The organism is Pseudomonas sp. MDT1-17 (genome assembly GCF_054898105.1).
Map to the genome: position 1 here is coordinate 1,466,890 of NZ_JBUBVM010000001.1, position 16,859 is coordinate 1,483,748.

Genomic DNA, 16,859 nt, shown 5'->3' on the forward strand with positions numbered 1-16,859 from the left:
TCGACGGTCTCAGTTCACAGCGGACGTCGCTTCGACATGACGCGGCAAGGTCACCCGGATTCGGGTGCCGCGTTGGCTTTGAACATCAGCCGGGCTGTCGATGGTGATTTGTCCATAATGCTCTTCAACGATGGAATAGACCAGTGCAAGGCCCAGACCGGTGCCTTCGCCAGGATCCTTGGTGGTGAAGAAAGGTTCGAACAATCTATCCATGATGTTCTTCGGAATACCGCTGCCTTCGTCTTCCACGATCAAGTCGACCGTGTGTTCGCCGGCTTCGCTCTTGACGCGCACCGCACTGCCGGGAGGCGAGGCATCGCGGGCGTTTGAGAGCAGGTTGATCAGTACTTGTGCGAGTCGCTGCGGGTCGCCTTCGACCCAGTGATCGGGGTCGCACAGGTTGTAGAACTGCACTTCGAAATTACGCCGGTTCAGGGCCAGCAGGCCTATTGCGTCCTGGGCCACTTCTGCCAGACAGACGGGCTCGTCGCTGTGCTGATGACTGCCAGCGTGGGCGAAGCTCATCAGCGATTGAACGATGCGCGACACGCGTTTGGTCTGCTCAAGGATCTGCCCGCTGATTTCCTTCAGTTCGCTGTCTTCTTCGCGCTCTTCGCGCAAGTTCTGCGCCAGGCAAGCGATGCCGGTGATCGGGTTGCCGATTTCATGGGCTACGCCGGCGGCCAGTCGGCCGATACTGGCCAACCGCTCGGAGTGCACCAGTTTGTCTTCGAGCATCTGGGTTTCGGTCAGGTCTTCTACCAGCAACACCAAACCGCTGTTACCCGGTGCGAGCGGTTCATCGATCGCCGCTTTGTGCAGGTTCAACCAGCGGGTCTGGCCGTCGAGGGCCAGGTGCTGTTTGTGCAAATGCTCGTCCGGCAGATTGATGAAGCCTTGCAGCAACTCTTTCCATGGGTCGGCGATGGTGCTCAGGCGCGAACCGACCACACGCTGCGCGGCAATTCCGGTCAGCTCCTCCATGGCTTTGTTCCACATGAGGATTTCCTGATCCTTGGCCAGTGAGCAAACGCCCATCGGCAACTCCTGCAAGGTCTGGCGGTGATAGCGGCGCAGGGCATCGAGTTCGGCGGCAAGCCCGGTCAGGCGCGAGTGGTAATCCTCGAGGCGACTTTCGATGAAGTGGATGTCTTCGGTGACGTAGTTTTCGCCACCGGCCTTATAAGGCAGGAAGGTCTCGACCATGTCTTGAGCCACACTCGGCCCCATCAGGCCGGAGAGGTTGGCTTCGATACGGTCGCGCAAGCGGCGCAACGCGTAAGGTCGGCGCTCATCGAAAGGCAAGTAGAGGTCGCGCAGGGCCTGTTCGACTTCTTTCTGTGCAGCCTTGGCGCCCAAGGGTTTGGCCAGTTGCGTGGCGAACTCCTGGGGTGAGGCGGCGTGCAGTTCGCGGCGTTGCGGACGGCGCACGTTGTCCACGGCGCAGGCTTCGGCTGCGCTGGCCTCTTCGCTGCTGGCGTTGGTGAACAGCGAGATCAGGGTGAACATCAGCACGTTGGCGGCCAGCGACGCGATCGCCGCCATGTGCCAACTGGTGTCGTCCAGCACATAGATCATGTTCAGCAGCGGAATGTAGAAACCCTGCAGGTTGCCCACCAGTGGCAGCAGCATGGTCACTAGCCAAACCAGAATCCCCGCGAGCAAACCGGCGATGAAGCCGCGACGGTTGGCGGTCGGCCAATACAAAACGGAGAGTACGCCCGGCAGGAATTGCAGGGTGGCGACGAAGGCGACAATGCCCAGATTCGCCAGATCCTGTTCCGCACCCAGCAACAGATAGAAACCGTAACCGGCCATGATGATCGCAACGATCAGCGCCCGACGGGTCCACTTCAACCAGCGATAGATGTTGCCTTCGGCTGGCGGCTGATAGAGCGGCAGCACCAGGTGGTTCAGCGCCATCCCGGACAGCGCCAGGGTGGTGACGATGATCAGACCGCTGGCCGCCGACAATCCACCGATATAGGCCAATAGCGCCAAAGCCTTGCTATTGGCCGCGATGCCGATGCCCAGCGTGAAGTATTCAGGGTTGGTGGTGGCGCCCAGTTTCAGCCCGGCCCAGAGAATCAGCGGTACCGCCAGGCTCATCAGCAGCAGGAACAGCGGCAAGCCCCAGCTTGCACTGACCAGCGAACGCGGGTTGAGGTTTTCGGTAAACGTCATGTGGTACATGTGCGGCATCACGATCGCCGAGGCGAAGAACACCAGCAGCAACGTACGCCATGGACCTTCCTGCAACGGTGTGTGCAGGGCGGCGAGGGCGGTCTGGTTTTGCAGCAGCCACAGTTCCAGCTGTTGCGGGCCGTCGAACACGCCATAAAGGGCATACAGGCCGACGCCGCCAATGGCGATCAGTTTGATCACCGACTCGAAGGCAATCGCGAACACCAGGCCTTCGTGTTTCTCGCGGGTGGCAATGTGGCGCGAGCCAAAGAAAATCGTGAACAGCGTAATCAGTGCGCAGAAGCTCAGGGCCACGCGATGCTGTACCGGCTCGCGGGTGAGGATGCCGATGGAGTCGGCGACCGCCTGAATTTGCAAGGCCAGCAGCGGAAGCACGCCGATCAGCATAAAGATTGTGGTCAGCGCACCGGCCCAGGTGCTGCGGAAACGGAAGGCGAACAGGTCGGCAAGGGATGACAGTTGATACGTGCGGGTGATTTTCAGGATCGGGTACAGCAACACCGGCGCCAGCAAAAACGCCCCGGAGACCCCGAGGTAACTGGACAAAAAGCCGTAGCCGTATTGATAGGCCAGGCCCACCGTGCCGTAAAACGCCCAGGCACTGGCGTAAACGCCCAGCGACAGGGTGTACGTCAGCGGGTGGCGAATGATCGCCCGGGGGATCATGCCCCGTTCGCTGACCCAGGCTACGCCGAACAGCACCGCCAGGTACGCGGCGCTGATCAGGATCATCTGGGTCAGGCTAAAGCTCATCGGCATCTTTTTGGCTCTGCAGGATGAAGGTCACGACGATCAGAATCAGCCAGAGCAGATAAGGGCGATACCAGGCGCCAGTGGCGTCGATCCACCAATCCATGATGGCCGGGGAGAACAGATAAATCCCCACTACCAGGAGCAGGACCAAGCGATAGATGTACATCCCGGCCTCTCTTTTTTATGCGCGTGCCCGAAAACGTGCGGCGATGGTAACGGATGGGCGCGCCACTGCAAGTGTGATCACTGTAGTTGCGCTTCGGGCAGGTTAAGTGTGCGCGGGATCAATAATGCATCCCAGTGGGCAATGCCCCAGTTCAGTACTTCCCGTGGTGTGGCGTAAGCCAGTTCGGTACCGGCGTTCTGCCCCAGCGCGCGCAACCCACGCAGCAACAAGGGGGTCGCCTGATCTTCGGTCAACGGCGGCGAACGGTAGGATTTGCCGAGTTTATTGCCATCGGGCTGGGTAATCAGCGGGATATGCAGGTAGCGCGGTTGCGGCAGGCCAAGCAGTTCTTGCAGATAGAGCTGGCGTGGTGTGGAGTCGAGCAGGTCGGCGCCACGGACGATATCGGTGATGCCTTGCCAGGCGTCATCCAGCACCACCGCCAGTTGATAGGCGTAGAGCCCGTCGCGGCGGCGGATCACGAAGTCGCCGACGTCCCTGCCCAGGTGTTGGCGGTATTCGCCTTGCACCCGGTCGATGAAGTGGTATTCCAGCTCGGGGACGCGCAGGCGAATCGCGGCATCTTCAGTGCCGTGACCGGCATTGCGGCACAGTCCCGGATAAATCCCGTGATAGGGCGCAAGTGTTTTGCGTGAACAGGTGCACGCGTAGGCCAGACCGTGATTGAACAGGCGATTGAGGACTTCGGCGTAGGCATCGTGCCGGTCGCTCTGTCGGACCATTTCGCCATCCCACTCGAAACCGTAGCTTTCCAGGGCGTTAAGGATCGCCGCTTGAGCCCCGGGTTCTTCCCGTGGCGGATCGAGGTCTTCCATGCGCATCAGCCAGCGGCCACCCACCGAGCGCGCGTCGAGGTACGAGGCCAGCGCTGCGACCAGCGAACCGAAATGCAGATGTCCACTGGGCGTGGGGGCGAAGCGCCCGATGTAGGTGATGGCGGTCATGGCGGCTATTTAAAGTCAAAAAACATCAGAAACAAAAAACGGAGCGTTCGCACGCTCCGTTTTTTCGTTCAAGTCGAGATTACTTGCCGACTTGCTTTTCCTTGATTTCCGCCAGGGTCTTGCAGTCAACGCACATGTCGGCGGTAGGGCGGGCTTCCAGTCGCTTGACGCCAATTTCGACGCCGCAGGACTCGCACCAGCCATATTCTTCGTCTTCGATCAATTGCAGTGTCTTGTCGATTTTTTTGATCAACTTGCGCTCGCGGTCACGGGCACGCAGCTCGAGGCTGAATTCTTCTTCCTGGCTGGCACGGTCTGCCGGGTCCGGGAAGTTGGCCGCTTCGTCTTTCATGTGATCAACCGTGCGGTCGACTTCCTGCATCAAGTCCTGTTTCCACTTATTCAGGATCTTGGTGAAGTGAGCGCGCATGGGTTTGCCCATGTACTCCTCGCCCTTTACTGCCTGGTAGGGTTCGAAGCCGCTGATCGACTGGTTTTGCTGCTTTGCTTGGGTGGGCATGAAATGGACCGCCTCTACTCTTGTAATCCATTGCGCAGGATTGCTCCATCACCGACACCTGCCGGCCCTGCGGCTGCAAGCGGGCGAACTTACCAGATCAAATCGGACCGCGCTACTCCCAGATGTCGAGGTAGTGGCCCACTGTGCTTGCAAATAATTGCAAAGCCTTGTCTGGCGGTGCTGGAGACCTGATCAAATATTGATTTTAGTCAAACCTGGGGCACACGCTCGAGTCGTTTGTGGCCAGGGTTATAACGCGTCTGACCGCTTTAGGTTCTCGCTCGTTCCTGCGCTTGGGTAGAATCAATTTTTTTCCCCGTTGAAGGAAGGCTAATGGCTCAGCCCTATAGTGCCCGCAGTCGCGCGATCGAACCTTTCCATGTCATGGCGCTGCTGGCGCGGGCCAATGAACTGCAAGCGGCTGGCCACGACGTGATCCACCTGGAAATCGGCGAGCCGGACTTCACCACCGCCGAGCCGATCATTCAGGCCGGCCACGCCGCATTGACGGCGGGGAAGACGCGTTACACCGCCGCGCGGGGTATTCCCGAGTTGCGTGAGGCCATTTCAGGCTTTTATCAGCAGCGTTATGGCCTGAACATCGATCCGCAGCGAATCCTCATTACGCCCGGCGGTTCTGGCGCGTTGCTGCTGGCGAGCGCTTTGCTGGTGGATCCTGGCAAGCACTGGCTGCTGGCGGACCCGGGTTATCCCTGCAACCGGCATTTCCTGCGGTTGGTGGAAGGAGCCGCGCAGCTCGTCCCTGTAGGTCCGGACGTGCGCTATCAATTGACGCCGGATCTGGTGGCCCGCCATTGGGATCACGACAGCGTTGGCGCCTTGGTGGCATCGCCAGCCAACCCGACCGGGACAATTTTGACTCGCAACGAGCTGGCGGGCCTGTCTGCCGCGATCAAGGAGCGCCACGGTCATCTGGTGGTGGACGAGATCTATCACGGTCTGACTTATGGCACGGATGCGGCCAGCGTGCTGGAAGTCGATGACAGCGCCTTCGTGCTGAATAGTTTTTCCAAGTATTTCGGCATGACCGGCTGGCGCCTTGGTTGGCTGGTGGCGCCGGAAGCGGCGGTCGGTGAGCTGGAAAAACTCGCCCAGAACCTCTACATCAGCGCCCCGAGCATGGCCCAGCACGCCGCGCTGGCGTGCTTTGAACCCGCGACCATTGCCATTCTCGAAGAGCGTCGCGCCGAATTCGGTCGTCGCCGGGACTTCCTGCTGCCAGCCTTGCGTGAACTTGGCTTTGGTATCGCCGTGGAGCCAGAAGGCGCGTTCTACTTGTACGCCGATATCAGCAAGTTCGGCGGCGATGCCTTTGCGTTCTGTCGGCATTTCCTCGAAACCGAGCATGTGGCGATCACCCCCGGTCTGGATTTCGGCCGTTATCAGGCCGGGCATCACGTACGATTTGCCTACACCCAAAGCCTGCCGCGCCTACAGGAGGCGGTCGAGAGGATTGCTCGCGGCTTGAAGAGCTGGCAAGGCTGATGCGCTTTCATCCTCCCTTGGAAGAAGGCCGTTTGATTCGTCGCTACAAGCGTTTTCTCGCCGATATCGAAACCGTTAGCGGCGAGTTGCTGACCATTCACTGCCCGAACACCGGCTCGATGCTCAATTGCCAAGTCGAAGGCGGACAGGTCTGGTTCAGCCGTTCCAATGATCCCAAGCGCAAGTTGCCCGGCACCTGGGAAATCGGCGAAACGCCACAGGGACGCTTGTTTTGCGTTAACACCGGGCGGGCCAACGGTTTAATCGAAGAGGCTCTGCGAGCAGGTGTCATCACCGAACTCAACGGTTTTACCGAGCTGAAGCGCGAAGTGGCCTACGGTCAGGAAAGCAGTCGCATCGATTTTCGCCTCGATTACCCGAGCGGGCCGGCGTATGTCGAAGTCAAAAGCGTCACCCTGGGCTTCGATCGTTCTTCAGTAGCGGCGTTTCCCGATGCAGTGACTCAGCGTGGGGCCAAGCATTTGCGCGAATTGGCGCATTTGGCTCGAGACGGAATTCGTGCGGTGCAGTTGTATTGCGTCAATCTCACCGGCATCGACGCCGTACGTCCTGCAGAAGAAATCGATTCGGCCTACGCCGCAGCCTTGCGTGAGGCGGTGTCGTGCGGGGTCGAGGTGCTGGCCTATGGCGTGCACTTGACCCACGAAGAGATGGTGGTCGATCGGCGTCTGGAGGTGTTGCTAAACGGCTAAAGACTGACCCAGATCCCTTGCTCGTCTTCGCGACAGGCGACGGTGGTCAGGGACTGCCCGGCGCAAGGACCGGCGACACATTCCCCGTCTTCGATCAGAAACAGTGCGCCGTGGGTCGCGCACTGGATCAGGCTGTTGCTGGGGTCCAGAAACTGGTCGGGCTTCCATTCCAGTCCGACGCCACGGTGCGGGCAGCGATTGATGTAGACGTAAACCTGACCGCCACGGCGCACGGCAAAGAGCTTCTGGCCATTGATGTCGAAACCGCGACTGCTGGCATCGGCCAGCTCAGCGCCTGCACAAAGAAACTTCATGTCTATCCTCAAGTCCGGCGGCTCGTGACTGGAGATGTCCGAGCTTGACGTTCAAATGCAAACAATTATCAAATGGCCGCCTTGCCTGTCGGGTTCAGGTGCCAGAGGCCGAGGATACTTGGCCTGTCATCTCGATGCCCGGGAAAACCCTTAAAGGAAGCTGTTTATGCGCCTGAGTACCCGCGTTGCTGCGCTCTGTGTCGGACTTCTCGTCAGCCACTACGCCGCAGCGGCCGAGTTGCCACAACGTTGGGTCAGTGCCGGTGGCGCTTTATCGGAATGGGTCAGCGCGCTGGGCGGTGAATCGAAACTGGTCGGCGTCGACACCACCAGTCAGCACCCGGAATCGCTCAAGGCATTGCCGAGTATCGGGTATCAGCGGCAGTTGTCGGCGGAGGGCATCTTGAGCTTGCGCCCGCAGATTCTGGTCGGCACCGAGGAAATGGGGCCGCCACCGGTGCTTTCGCAGGTTCGCAGCGCGGGCGTGCAGGTCGAGTTGTTCTCGGCCCAGCCGGATCTGCCGACCTTGCAGGGCAATTTGCAGCACCTGGGCAAGCTGCTCGGCGCTGAAGGTCAGGCCTCGCAATTGTTTCAGGCGTATCAACAGCAACTTGATCAGCAACAGGTCCGGGTCACTCGGGCACAGTTAAAAGAAAAATCGCCGGGCGTGCTGTTATTGGTTGGCCACGCGGGCGGCAAACCGCTCATCGCCGGCAAGGACACCGCCGCCGATTGGTTGCTGCAACAGGCCGGTGGGCATAATCGGGCCACGCATACCGGCTACAAACCCTTTTCTGTCGAATCCCTGGTCAGTCTGGATCCCGAGGTGCTGGTGTTTGCCGATCGTGCATTGACCGGCAATGCGGCACGTGCGGCGTTGTTCAAGGAGAACCCGATCCTGTCCTCGACCCGCGCAGCCAAGCACGGGCGAGTCATGGAGCTTGATCCGACGTTGTTGGTCGGGGGCTTGGGGCCGCGGCTACCTGATGCGCTGAAAAAACTGTCGGACGCTTTTTACCCCGGTACTGCCGGCCAATGACCATTCTGGTTAAACCCCGTGCTTTATTCATGGGTCTGATCCTCCTGTGTGTGTTGGCCATCTGGCTGTCGTTGGCGCTTGGGCCGGTAAGCTTGCCGTTGCTCGACACCTTGCGTGCAGCGCTGAGGCTGGTGGGTGTACCGATCGCGCCCGACGGACTGGAGCAAGCCGAGCTGATTCTCGGGCAGATTCGCTTGCCGCGGACCTTGTTGGGTTTGGCCGTGGGAGGTGTGTTGGCACTGTCCGGCGTGGCGATGCAGGGGTTGTTTCGTAATCCCCTGGCCGATCCGGGGCTGGTCGGCGTCTCAAGCGGTGCGGCATTGGGCGCGGCGATCGCGATTGTCGGTGGTTCTGTGTTCGGCGGTCTGCCTGAAGCCTTCGGGCCTTATCTGTTATCGCTGTGCGCGTTTCTCGGTGGGCTCGGCGTGACGGCGCTGGTGTATCGACTGGGCCGACGCAACGGGCAGACCAATGTCGCGACCATGTTGCTGGCCGGTATTGCGTTGACTGCGCTGGCCGGCTCCGCAGTGGGGCTGTTCACCTATCTGGCGGATGACGCGACGTTGCGCACCCTGACGTTCTGGAACCTGGGCAGCCTCAATGGCGCCAGCTATTCGCGGCTCTGGCCGTTGCTGCTGATCAGTGCCGGCGTGGCACTGTGGCTGCCGCGTCGGGCCAAGGCCTTGAATGCGTTGTTGCTGGGTGAGTCGGAGGCTGGTCACTTGGGCATCGACGTCGAAAGGCTCAAGCGTGAATTGGTGTTCTGCACGGCGCTGGGTGTCGGTGCAGCGGTGGCCGCCGCGGGGATGATCGGGTTTGTCGGTCTGGTGGTACCGCATCTGGTGCGACTATTGGCCGGTCCCGATCATCGGGTACTGTTGCCGGCGTCAGTCTTGGCGGGTGCCAGTCTGTTGTTGTTTGCCGATCTGGTGGCGCGACTGGCCCTGGCACCGGCCGAATTGCCGATCGGAATCGTCACGGCTTTTATCGGTGCGCCGTTCTTTCTGTATTTGCTGCTCAGGGGGCGTGCCTGATGTTGAGAACGCTAAACCTGCAAATCCGTCGGGGTCGAAAGATTGTGCTGACGGACATCACGCTAGAGCTCAAACCGGGCGAAGTCCTCGGTGTGCTGGGGCCTAACGGTGCCGGTAAAAGCACTTTGCTCGGCGCCTTGTGCGGAGAGTTGAAGGCTGATCACGGCAGCGTCTGGCTCGACGAGCGCGCGTTGAGCGATTGGACCGGGACGGCGCGAGCGCAGCGTTTGGCGGTATTGCCGCAGGTGTCGACCCTGGATTTCGCCTTTCGCGTCGAAGAAGTGGTCGGCATGGGCCGCTTGCCCCATCAAAGCGGCCGGGTCCGCGATGACGAGATTGTCGCCGCCGCGTTGCACGCTGCCGATGCCGGGCACTTGAGTGGCCGAAGCTATCTGGCCTTGTCCGGTGGCGAACGTCAGCGGGTGCACCTGGCTCGTGTTCTAGCGCAGCTTTGGCCGGGCGAAGCAGGGCAAACGTTGTTGCTCGATGAGCCAACATCGATGCTCGACCCGCTTCATCAGCACACCACTTTGCAAGCCGTACGCGAGTTCGCCAATCGCGGCGCGGCGGTGCTGGTGATCCTGCATGATCTGAACCTGGCGGCGCGCTATTGTGATCGCCTGTTACTGCTCGAAGGCGGGCGCCCGGTGGCGCTCGACACCCCGGAGCAGGTGTTGCGCCCGGAACCACTCAAGGCAGTGTTCGGGCTGGAAGTACTGGTGCAGCAGCACCCGGAGCGTGGGCATCCGCTGATCATCGCCCGCTGAGCTTTTTATGGGGGTGAATACATGCGTGGGTTTTTGATGCTGGCTTTGCTGATGCTGAGTGCCTGTCAGCATGTTTCGACGCCGCCGCCGGTTGTCGGCGAGATTCGGGACTTGCGCAGTGGTCAGGCTCTCACGGCTCAGGAGTTGGTTGCGCGGTTGGAGAAACCTTCGCGGCTGATCGTGGGCGAACAGCATGACAATCGCGATCACCATCAACTGCAATTATGGCTATTGCAGTCGCTGGGTGAGCGGCGAGCTCAAGGCAGTCTGATGCTGGAAATGCTCACGCCGGATCAACAACCGCGCGTCGACGACGTTCGCCGCGCCTCGCCGCCACCGGCGGATTTGCCCGGTGCATTGGCCTGGCAGCCTGGTTGGGACTGGGATGTGTACGGGCCGGTCGTTCGTTTCGCGCTGGCCCAGCCATATCCGCTGCTGGCAGCCAATCTGGACACGCTTGAAGTCCGTAACGTTTACGCCAATCCCCCGACATTGAGCGGATCGGGCTCCAACGCTGCTTCAGTCAAGGACGAGTTGCTAAAGCAAATCAGCGACTCCCACTGTGGCCTACTGCCTGAATCGCAGATGCCGGCGATGCTGGCGGTCCAACAGCAACGTGACCGACGGATGGCCGAGCGCCTGCTGGCTGCGCCTGCACCTTCACTGTTGTTCGCCGGCGCTTACCATGCGCGCAAGGATGTCGGCGTGCCGATCCATGTGCTTGATCTGGGCGAGCCCCAGCCGCCTGCAGTGTTGATGCTGGCGGAGCAGGGCAGCGAGGTCACCCCGGCCATGGCCGACTACGTCTGGTACACGCCTGCTACACCGCCCCAGGATTACTGCGCGCAAATGCGTAAGCAATTTGGCAAGTGATCGAACTACTTTTCTCCAGGCAAAAAAAGACCCGGCAAGAGCCGGGTCAAATAACCGTGATTAGCCTGATGAGGAGATATCTGAGAGTCCGAACCAAGGGCTTTTCAAATATCGACCAGTCTCGCGACCAGTTGTGATAATCATAGCGATTCTCATTACCAAGTCAACCGCTGATTTTTAATTATTTGAAATGCGCTGCCCGTGCGCTGGAAACGCCTGTAATAATTGCGTTTCAGCCTGTGCGGTTGAGCGAGCTCATTAGATTGATCTGCTTGTTCAGCAGGTCGATATGTCGGGCCATGCTCTCAATCAGGCTATGGGCGATCTTCGGATTGCTTTGGGTCAGGCTGAGAAACTGGTCCTTTGGGATCAGCATGACGGTGCTGGGTTCGCGTGTGATCACGCTGGCGTTACGCTTCTCGCCGGTGAACACCGCCATGGCGCCGAAAATCTCGTCCTTGGGTATATCGCCGACTTTATGCCCGTCGACAAAGGCTTCGGCGTGGCCATCAATGATGACGAATACGTGATCCGGCTCATCGCCCTGACGGATCAACACTTCGCCACTGGCCACGCGCTGAAAGCCATTGGTGCTTCGAAACTCGGGTTGTTTCAGGCGGGCGACGGCGTCGGACAGCAGGGCGGATTGACCGGCCATGTATTGAAGGAACAGCTCTGAACGCTCCGGGTCAGCGTAGATATGCTGAAAAACCTCGGATCGCAGGTAAGGCGTCAACGCCAGTGGGCTGTCGCTGCGAAAGCGGCAGCGTGGCAGTTCCGAGCCCCGGCGCAAGCCGATCAGATCTCCTTCATGTAAGTAAAACAGTGCCCGCTCGTCGATGCATCCATGCAGCAGGCCATTGTCCAGCACAAACAGTTGATTGCCGGGTAATAGGGCCGCCAGATCATCGACGGCTGAAAACTCCAGGGTTGGTCCGCACGGCATCAAACCTTCCAGCAGGCGGACGGGAATATGTTGCAGTCGGTTAATCAACGCGTCGGCGTATGCCGGTTGTTCCCCAAGTAGGTACATGGTTGCTGTGCCCGTTCAGTTCTTGTGACGTGACGAGATAGCTTCCAGCTGTTTGTTCAAGGCGTCCTTGCGCTCGGCGGGAATGTCGTTCCAGTGCACATCCATCAGGGCACCTTCGATTGCATACAACAACACCTTGGACGCCCGAAACCCGCGCGTGCGCACGGCCCGATAAGCATCCACTGCCCCCAGGCGACGCAAGTCCGAAGCGCTGTGGATGCCCACGGCATGCAGCCACTGCGCCGACGTCTTGCCAAGATTCTTCAGGTGCTGCAGTTCATCATTCATCAAGCCTCCTTGCGACGGCCGAACGGTGCGTGGGCGAGCTTCTGAGGAGTGTAGCCATCAGTAGGAAAAGCGTGATTGTTTGGTCGGTTTCGACGCAAAAGCTTCTAAGAGGCGAAGTCCCCAAGCGACGGGAAAGTCCGCGAACGTGGTAGGAAGAGAGGGCGGTGGAGGCAGGTCGCCAGGCAAAATATGCCCAGCGTTCAGCGCAAAGCGGGGGCGCCGAACGTGACAGTTAAAGTCGCTTTAGCGGGTGCGATAACGCAGGCGTGTACCGAAATTCATCGACATCAGGATCTCGTCAGCACTCAGCTCTGGCGGGAAGTAGGCGCCGGAGATCTGTGCATGAGCAAGGCTCGCGCCTTCCAGGGAGGCGGTGCGAAAGTCGATGCCACGCAAGTCGGCGGAGCGGAAATAGGCATCGGTAAAGTCGACACCGTCGGCGTTCAGCTCACGCAGGTCCAAACCCCGGAAATCGCCACCGACCATGTCGATAGGTCCGTCTTTAGGACGCTCGTTGTTGAAACCTGTGATGTCGTCTTTGTGCAGCAAAGCAAAAAGCGGGGTGTCGAGTAGTTTCGGCTGGCTCATGTCACATCACCTGTTGGTTTTATGGCGCCAGTATAGTGCCACTATTTGGCAGCCGTGAAGCCGGCGAAGGCTTCACGGCTGAAATAGTTTCTTACAGGCCCGGAAGGCGCTGGCGAATCTGTGCAACGACACTGTCGAGGGTTCCGCTTTCATTGGTCTGAACGCGTTTGCTGCAGAGAATCTCTGCTGGTGTCAGGGCCTCACGAGTGGCTTGTTGGGCTTCGATAACAGTCAGGTTGGCGTCGGACGGGTCCTTGTTGTCTGCCTGGCGCAGGGCCAGCCAGCTCTCGATCACCGCTTGCGGCGCATTGCAATCGAGGATCAGGAATGGCGCGCCGGTGGATTCGGCGATTGTCGCTGCGCCGTCACGCTGGTCGCGCTTGAGGTAAGTCGCATCGATCACCACCGGGAACCCGGCATGCAGGATCACCGCGGCAATTTCATGCAGGTGGGTGTAAGTGGTGGCGCTGGCGTTGGCACTATAGATGCCGGCCTGAGGGTCGTTGGGTACGGTTTGCTCGCCGAACAGACGTTTGCGCTCTACATCGGAACGCAGGCGAATGGCGCCCAACGCTTCCACCAGACGCATGGCTACGTGGCTTTTACCGACGGCAGAAACACCGTGGGTGATGGCCATGAAGCGCGAAGGAATGGTGCTGTAGCTTTCTGCCAGGTTGGCGTAATTGCGGTACTGGCGCAGGGTGGTGGCTCGCTGCACCGGGTCGGCCTCTGCCGGCATACTGAACAGGCTGACCTTGGCGCGAACCAGTGCGCGGTAGGCTTTATAGAAGTTCAGCAACTCAAGGCCCTGGTAATCGCCGGTCAATTCCAGGTACTGGCTGATGAAGCGACGCGCCAGACTCTTCAGGCCACGGTCTTCCAGGTCCATCGCCAGGAAACCGGTGTCGGCGTAAACGTCGGTGAAGCGGAACGGTTCGTTGAACTCGATGCAGTCGAAGATCACGACCTTGCCGTCGATCACGGTGGCGTTGCCCAGGTGGATGTCACCGTGGCATTCGCGGATGAAACCTTCGGTCTTGCGCTGGGCGAACAGTGGCTTGAGGCGTTCGAAGCTGCTTTCGGCCCAGGCTTGCAGGGCGTCGAGTTGCAGCAAATCAGCCTTGTCACTTAGGAACGGACGGATCTGTTCGAAGTTCTGGCGTACCGGCGCCATCACGCTGTCCGGCGTGCCGGCTTCGTGTTCGGCAGGCACTTTCGGTGCGCTGAGGTGGAATTGGGCGATCTGCGTGGCCATCTCGTCGATGTGTGCGGTGGTCAATTCGCCGTTGGCTTGCAGAGTACTGAGCAGTTGGCTCTGTGGGAATTGACGCATTTTCAGTGCGTAATCGACGACCGGACCCTCGCCGCCCAGTTGTGGTGCTTCGGCGCTGCCGGTGATTGGCAACACTTCGAGATACAAATCGTTGGTCAGGCGCTGGTTAAGGCGCAGCTCTTCCCCGCAAAAATGCTTGCGAGCGTCGAGGCCGGTGAAATCCAGGAAGCCGAAATTCACCGGTTTCTTCACTTTATAAGCAAAGGGACCGGTGAGGATCACCCAGGAGATGTGGGTTTCGATGACCTGGAACCCGTCTACGGGATGCGGGTAGAGGGCCGGGTTTTGCAGGGCAGCGATCAGGGACTGGCTCACAGGCGATCCTTCAAAGTCTGGGGAAAATTCACGGCCGCCATTATGGCCGTAAGTCCGCCTGACGCAAACCTCGGAGGTCTCCTGTTGAGTATCAATAAAGTGCGTATAATCCGCCGCCATGACTCGTACTCGATCCCCCCGTACCCCAAAAAAACCACCTTCCAAGGGCCTGCGCCCCTGGCTGGGCTGGGCCCTTAAACTCAGTCTGGTCGGCCTTGTGGTGCTTGCCGGGTTCGCGGTTTACCTCGACGCTATCGTCCAGGAAAAGTTCTCCGGCAAGCGCTGGACCATCCCGGCGAAGGTGTATGCGCGCCCGCTTGAGCTGTTTACCGGCCAGAAGCTGAGCAAGGATGACTTCCTCACCGAGCTCGACGCCTTGGGCTACCGACGTGAAAGCGTGAGCAATGGGCCCGGCGCGGCGGCGGTCAGTGGCAACACCGTCGACTTGAATACCCGTGGCTTCCAGTTCTATGAAGGCCTGGAGCAAGCGCAACCAGTACGGGTGCGGTTCTCCGGCGACTACGTGGCCGAGCTTTCGGCGACCAACGGTTCGAAGCTCTCTGTGGTGCGGTTGGAACCGCTACTGATCGGCGGGATTTACCCGAAAAATCTCGAAGATCGCATTTTGATCAAGATTGATCAGGTCCCGCCGTATCTGCTGGAAACGCTGGTTGCCGTGGAAGACCGGGATTTCTATAGCCACTGGGGTGTGTCGCCCAAGTCGATTGCCCGAGCCATCTGGGTCAACACCTCTGGCGGCAAGATGACCCAGGGCGGCAGTACGCTGACACAACAGTTGGTCAAAAACTTCTACCTGACCAGCGAACGCAGCCTGACCCGTAAACTCACCGAAGCCATGATGGCGATGTTGCTTGAGCTGCATTACGACAAACGAGAAATTCTTGAGGCTTACCTCAATGAAGTGTTCGTCGGTCAGGATGGCCAGCGCGCGGTGCACGGTTTCGGCTTGGCAAGCCAGTTTTTCTTCGGTCAGCCGTTGTCTGAACTGAAGCTGCATCAAGTTGCGATGCTGGTGGGCATGGTCAAGGGGCCGTCCTATTACAACCCTCGTCGCAACCCTGAACGAGCGCTTGAACGGCGCAATCTCGTGCTCGATGTACTTGAGGAACAAGGCGTTGCCACCGCCGACCAGGTCGCTGCTGCGAAGAAAATGCCACTGGGTGTGACGACTCGCGGCAAGCTGGCCGACAGCTCGTTCCCTGGTTTCCTAGACCTGGTTAAACGTCAGCTGCGCGAAGACTATCGCGACGAAGACTTGACCGAAGAAGGTCTGAGGATCTTCACCAGCTTTGACCCGATCCTGCAAATGAAAGCGGAAGCGTCGGTCAACGACACCTTCAAGCGACTTTCAGGGCGCAAAGGCTCCGATGACGTCGAAGCGGCCATGGTCGTGACCAACCCGGAAACCGGCGAAGTCCAGGCCATGATTGGCAGTCGTCAGGCAAGTTTTGCCGGTTTCAACCGTGCACTGGATGCTGTACGACCGATCGGCTCCTTGATCAAGCCGGCGGTTTATCTGACAGCCCTTGAGAAACCGAGCCAGTACACCTTGACCAGTTGGCTGTCGGACGACTACTTCTCGGTCAAAGGCGCGGACGGTCAAGTCTGGAAACCGCAGAACTACGATCGCCGCTCCCATGGCACCGTATTTCTGTACCAGGGCCTGGCGCATTCTTACAACCTGTCGACCGCGCGTCTCGGGTTGGCGGTGGGCGTGCCGAATGTTCTGAAGACGCTGGGGCGACTGGGTGTGACTCGCGAATTCCCGGCCTTCCCGTCGATGTTGCTGGGCGCGGGTGGTATGACCCCGATCGAAGTGGCAACCATGTACCAGACCCTCGCCAACGGTGGTTTCAATACGCCGATGCGCGGGATTCGTAGCGTACTGACCGCCGAAGGGGAGCCGCTCAAGCGTTATCCGTTCCAGATTCAGCAGCGTTTCGATCCGGCTTCTATTTATCTGATCCAGAGCGCCATGCAGCGGGTCATGCGTGAAGGCACTGGCAGTTCGGTGTACAACGTGTTGCCCAAAACCCTGACGCTGGCCGGCAAGACCGGTACCAGTAACGATTCGCGGGACAGCTGGTTCGCCGGTTTCAGTCAGGACTTGCTGGCCGTGGTCTGGCTGGGTCGCGACGACAACGGTAAGACGCCGTTCACCGGTGCCACCGGTGCATTACAAGTCTGGACCAGTTTCATGCGCAAGGCCGATCCGTTGCCGCTGGATATGCCGCAACCAGATAACATCGTTCAGGCATGGGTTGATTCGCGCACTGGACAAGGCTCTGATGCCAACTGCCCAGGTGCCGTGCAGATGCCGTATATTCGCGGCAGCGAACCGCCTCCCGGTGCCGCTTGCGGTGGCGAAAGCCCTGTTTCCGGTGAAACGGTGATGGATTGGGTCAAAGGCTGGATGAATTAAGCAA

16 protein-coding genes are annotated in these 16,859 nt (G+C 59.6%); 7 read left to right on the top strand and 9 right to left on the bottom strand.

What is annotated here, in order from left to right; genetic code table 11:
- Positions 1–9: 9 nt before the first annotated feature.
- The 4 genes from ACYZTX_RS06515 to dksA form a co-directional block, all read right to left on the bottom strand.
- On the bottom strand, positions 10–2,964 hold the full coding sequence (locus ACYZTX_RS06515) for a sensor histidine kinase (RefSeq protein ID WP_185752803.1): 2,955 nt from the start codon (positions 2,962–2,964) through the stop codon (positions 10–12).
- Positions 2,948–3,124 (bottom strand): hypothetical protein, encoded by a 177-nt coding sequence (locus tag ACYZTX_RS06520; protein WP_003176118.1) that lies wholly within the window; start codon positions 3,122–3,124, stop codon positions 2,948–2,950. Before ACYZTX_RS06520 ends, ACYZTX_RS06515 begins: the two co-directional genes overlap by 17 nt.
- 77 nt (positions 3,125–3,201) lie before the next feature.
- Complete coding sequence (gene gluQRS, locus ACYZTX_RS06525; RefSeq protein ID WP_462033402.1) at positions 3,202–4,089, bottom strand: tRNA glutamyl-Q(34) synthetase GluQRS; 888 nt, start codon at positions 4,087–4,089, stop codon at positions 3,202–3,204.
- Between the two features lie 79 nt (positions 4,090–4,168).
- A complete protein-coding gene (dksA, locus tag ACYZTX_RS06530; protein WP_045059401.1) occupies positions 4,169–4,609 on the bottom strand; it encodes an RNA polymerase-binding protein DksA in 441 nt (146 codons plus the stop codon).
- A gap of 333 nt (positions 4,610–4,942) precedes the next feature.
- Between dksA and ACYZTX_RS06535 the strand changes: the two genes are divergently transcribed.
- On the top strand, positions 4,943–6,115 hold the full coding sequence (locus tag ACYZTX_RS06535; protein ID WP_462033403.1) for a pyridoxal phosphate-dependent aminotransferase: 1,173 nt from the start codon (positions 4,943–4,945) through the stop codon (positions 6,113–6,115).
- The gene (gene sfsA, locus ACYZTX_RS06540) at positions 6,115–6,828 is read left to right on the top strand and encodes a DNA/RNA nuclease SfsA (protein ID WP_462033404.1); all 714 of its coding nucleotides are present in this window, start codon (positions 6,115–6,117) and stop codon (positions 6,826–6,828) included. The genes ACYZTX_RS06535 and sfsA overlap by 1 nt, the downstream gene beginning before the upstream one ends.
- On the opposite strand, the gene ACYZTX_RS06545 is transcribed toward sfsA, so the two are convergent.
- Positions 6,825–7,142 (bottom strand): Rieske (2Fe-2S) protein, encoded by a 318-nt coding sequence (locus tag ACYZTX_RS06545; RefSeq protein ID WP_462033405.1) that lies wholly within the window; start codon positions 7,140–7,142, stop codon positions 6,825–6,827. The two genes, sfsA and ACYZTX_RS06545, sit on opposite strands and share 4 nt — an antisense overlap.
- 166 nt (positions 7,143–7,308) lie before the next feature.
- On the opposite strand from ACYZTX_RS06545, the gene ACYZTX_RS06550 reads away from it, so the two are divergent.
- Genes ACYZTX_RS06550 through ACYZTX_RS06565 form a run of 4 tightly spaced genes read left to right on the top strand, consistent with a single transcriptional unit; the run spans position 7,309 to position 10,855 of the window.
- Positions 7,309–8,181 (top strand): heme/hemin ABC transporter substrate-binding protein, encoded by an 873-nt coding sequence (locus tag ACYZTX_RS06550; RefSeq protein ID WP_462033406.1) that lies wholly within the window; start codon positions 7,309–7,311, stop codon positions 8,179–8,181.
- A 50-nt stretch (positions 8,182–8,231) separates the two neighbouring features.
- Positions 8,232–9,215 (top strand): FecCD family ABC transporter permease, encoded by a 984-nt coding sequence (locus tag ACYZTX_RS06555; RefSeq protein WP_282381871.1) that lies wholly within the window; start codon positions 8,232–8,234, stop codon positions 9,213–9,215.
- Positions 9,215–9,982, top strand: a complete 768-nt coding sequence (locus ACYZTX_RS06560) for a heme ABC transporter ATP-binding protein (RefSeq protein WP_462033407.1) — start codon at positions 9,215–9,217, stop codon at positions 9,980–9,982. Before ACYZTX_RS06555 ends, ACYZTX_RS06560 begins: the two co-directional genes overlap by 1 nt.
- Before the next feature lie 21 nt (positions 9,983–10,003).
- Positions 10,004–10,855 (top strand): ChaN family lipoprotein, encoded by an 852-nt coding sequence (locus ACYZTX_RS06565; protein WP_462033408.1) that lies wholly within the window; start codon positions 10,004–10,006, stop codon positions 10,853–10,855.
- A gap of 232 nt (positions 10,856–11,087) precedes the next feature.
- Here ACYZTX_RS06565 and ACYZTX_RS06570 read toward each other — a convergent pair whose 3' ends face one another.
- The 4 genes from ACYZTX_RS06570 to ACYZTX_RS06585 all read right to left on the bottom strand — a co-directional run bounded on the left by ACYZTX_RS06570 (position 11,088) and on the right by ACYZTX_RS06585 (position 14,412).
- A complete protein-coding gene (locus ACYZTX_RS06570) occupies positions 11,088–11,888 on the bottom strand; it encodes a Crp/Fnr family transcriptional regulator (RefSeq protein ID WP_462033409.1) in 801 nt (266 codons plus the stop codon).
- Positions 11,889–11,903: 15 nt separating this feature from the next.
- Positions 11,904–12,176: a TfoX/Sxy family protein gene (locus ACYZTX_RS06575; protein ID WP_003228231.1), complete on the bottom strand. Its 273-nt coding sequence runs from the start codon at positions 12,174–12,176 to the stop codon at positions 11,904–11,906.
- 243 nt (positions 12,177–12,419) lie between these two features.
- Entirely contained in the window at positions 12,420–12,764 is a 345-nt protein-coding gene (locus ACYZTX_RS06580) for a pentapeptide repeat-containing protein (protein ID WP_462033410.1), read from the bottom strand.
- 91 nt (positions 12,765–12,855) lie between these two features.
- On the bottom strand, positions 12,856–14,412 hold the full coding sequence (locus ACYZTX_RS06585; RefSeq protein ID WP_462033411.1) for a bifunctional aminoglycoside phosphotransferase/ATP-binding protein: 1,557 nt from the start codon (positions 14,410–14,412) through the stop codon (positions 12,856–12,858).
- A 118-nt stretch (positions 14,413–14,530) separates the two neighbouring features.
- Here ACYZTX_RS06585 and mrcB point away from each other — a divergent pair, with 118 nt between their 5' ends.
- Complete coding sequence (gene mrcB, locus ACYZTX_RS06590) at positions 14,531–16,855, top strand: penicillin-binding protein 1B (RefSeq protein WP_462033412.1); 2,325 nt, start codon at positions 14,531–14,533, stop codon at positions 16,853–16,855.
- Positions 16,856–16,859 lie beyond the last annotated feature (4 nt).

What these genes read in the sequence shown, in the direction of transcription:
- ACYZTX_RS06515 (WP_185752803.1), bottom strand. Translation starts at nt 2,964, where the DNA reads ATGCCGATGAGCTTTAGCCTGACCCAGATGATCCTGATCAGCGCCGCG.
- ACYZTX_RS06520 (WP_003176118.1), bottom strand. Translation starts at nt 3,124, where the DNA reads ATGTACATCTATCGCTTGGTCCTGCTCCTGGTAGTGGGGATTTATCTG.
- gluQRS (WP_462033402.1), bottom strand. Translation starts at nt 4,089, where the DNA reads ATGACCGCCATCACCTACATCGGGCGCTTCGCCCCCACGCCCAGTGGA.
- dksA (WP_045059401.1), bottom strand. Translation starts at nt 4,609, where the DNA reads ATGCCCACCCAAGCAAAGCAGCAAAACCAGTCGATCAGCGGCTTCGAA.
- ACYZTX_RS06535 (WP_462033403.1), top strand. Translation starts at nt 4,943, where the DNA reads ATGGCTCAGCCCTATAGTGCCCGCAGTCGCGCGATCGAACCTTTCCAT.
- sfsA (WP_462033404.1), top strand. Translation starts at nt 6,115, where the DNA reads ATGCGCTTTCATCCTCCCTTGGAAGAAGGCCGTTTGATTCGTCGCTAC.
- ACYZTX_RS06545 (WP_462033405.1), bottom strand. Translation starts at nt 7,142, where the DNA reads ATGAAGTTTCTTTGTGCAGGCGCTGAGCTGGCCGATGCCAGCAGTCGC.
- ACYZTX_RS06550 (WP_462033406.1), top strand. Translation starts at nt 7,309, where the DNA reads ATGCGCCTGAGTACCCGCGTTGCTGCGCTCTGTGTCGGACTTCTCGTC.
- ACYZTX_RS06560 (WP_462033407.1), top strand. Translation starts at nt 9,215, where the DNA reads ATGTTGAGAACGCTAAACCTGCAAATCCGTCGGGGTCGAAAGATTGTG.
- ACYZTX_RS06565 (WP_462033408.1), top strand. Translation starts at nt 10,004, where the DNA reads ATGCGTGGGTTTTTGATGCTGGCTTTGCTGATGCTGAGTGCCTGTCAG.
- ACYZTX_RS06570 (WP_462033409.1), bottom strand. Translation starts at nt 11,888, where the DNA reads ATGTACCTACTTGGGGAACAACCGGCATACGCCGACGCGTTGATTAAC.
- ACYZTX_RS06575 (WP_003228231.1), bottom strand. Translation starts at nt 12,176, where the DNA reads ATGAATGATGAACTGCAGCACCTGAAGAATCTTGGCAAGACGTCGGCG.
- ACYZTX_RS06580 (WP_462033410.1), bottom strand. Translation starts at nt 12,764, where the DNA reads ATGAGCCAGCCGAAACTACTCGACACCCCGCTTTTTGCTTTGCTGCAC.
- mrcB (WP_462033412.1), top strand. Translation starts at nt 14,531, where the DNA reads ATGACTCGTACTCGATCCCCCCGTACCCCAAAAAAACCACCTTCCAAG.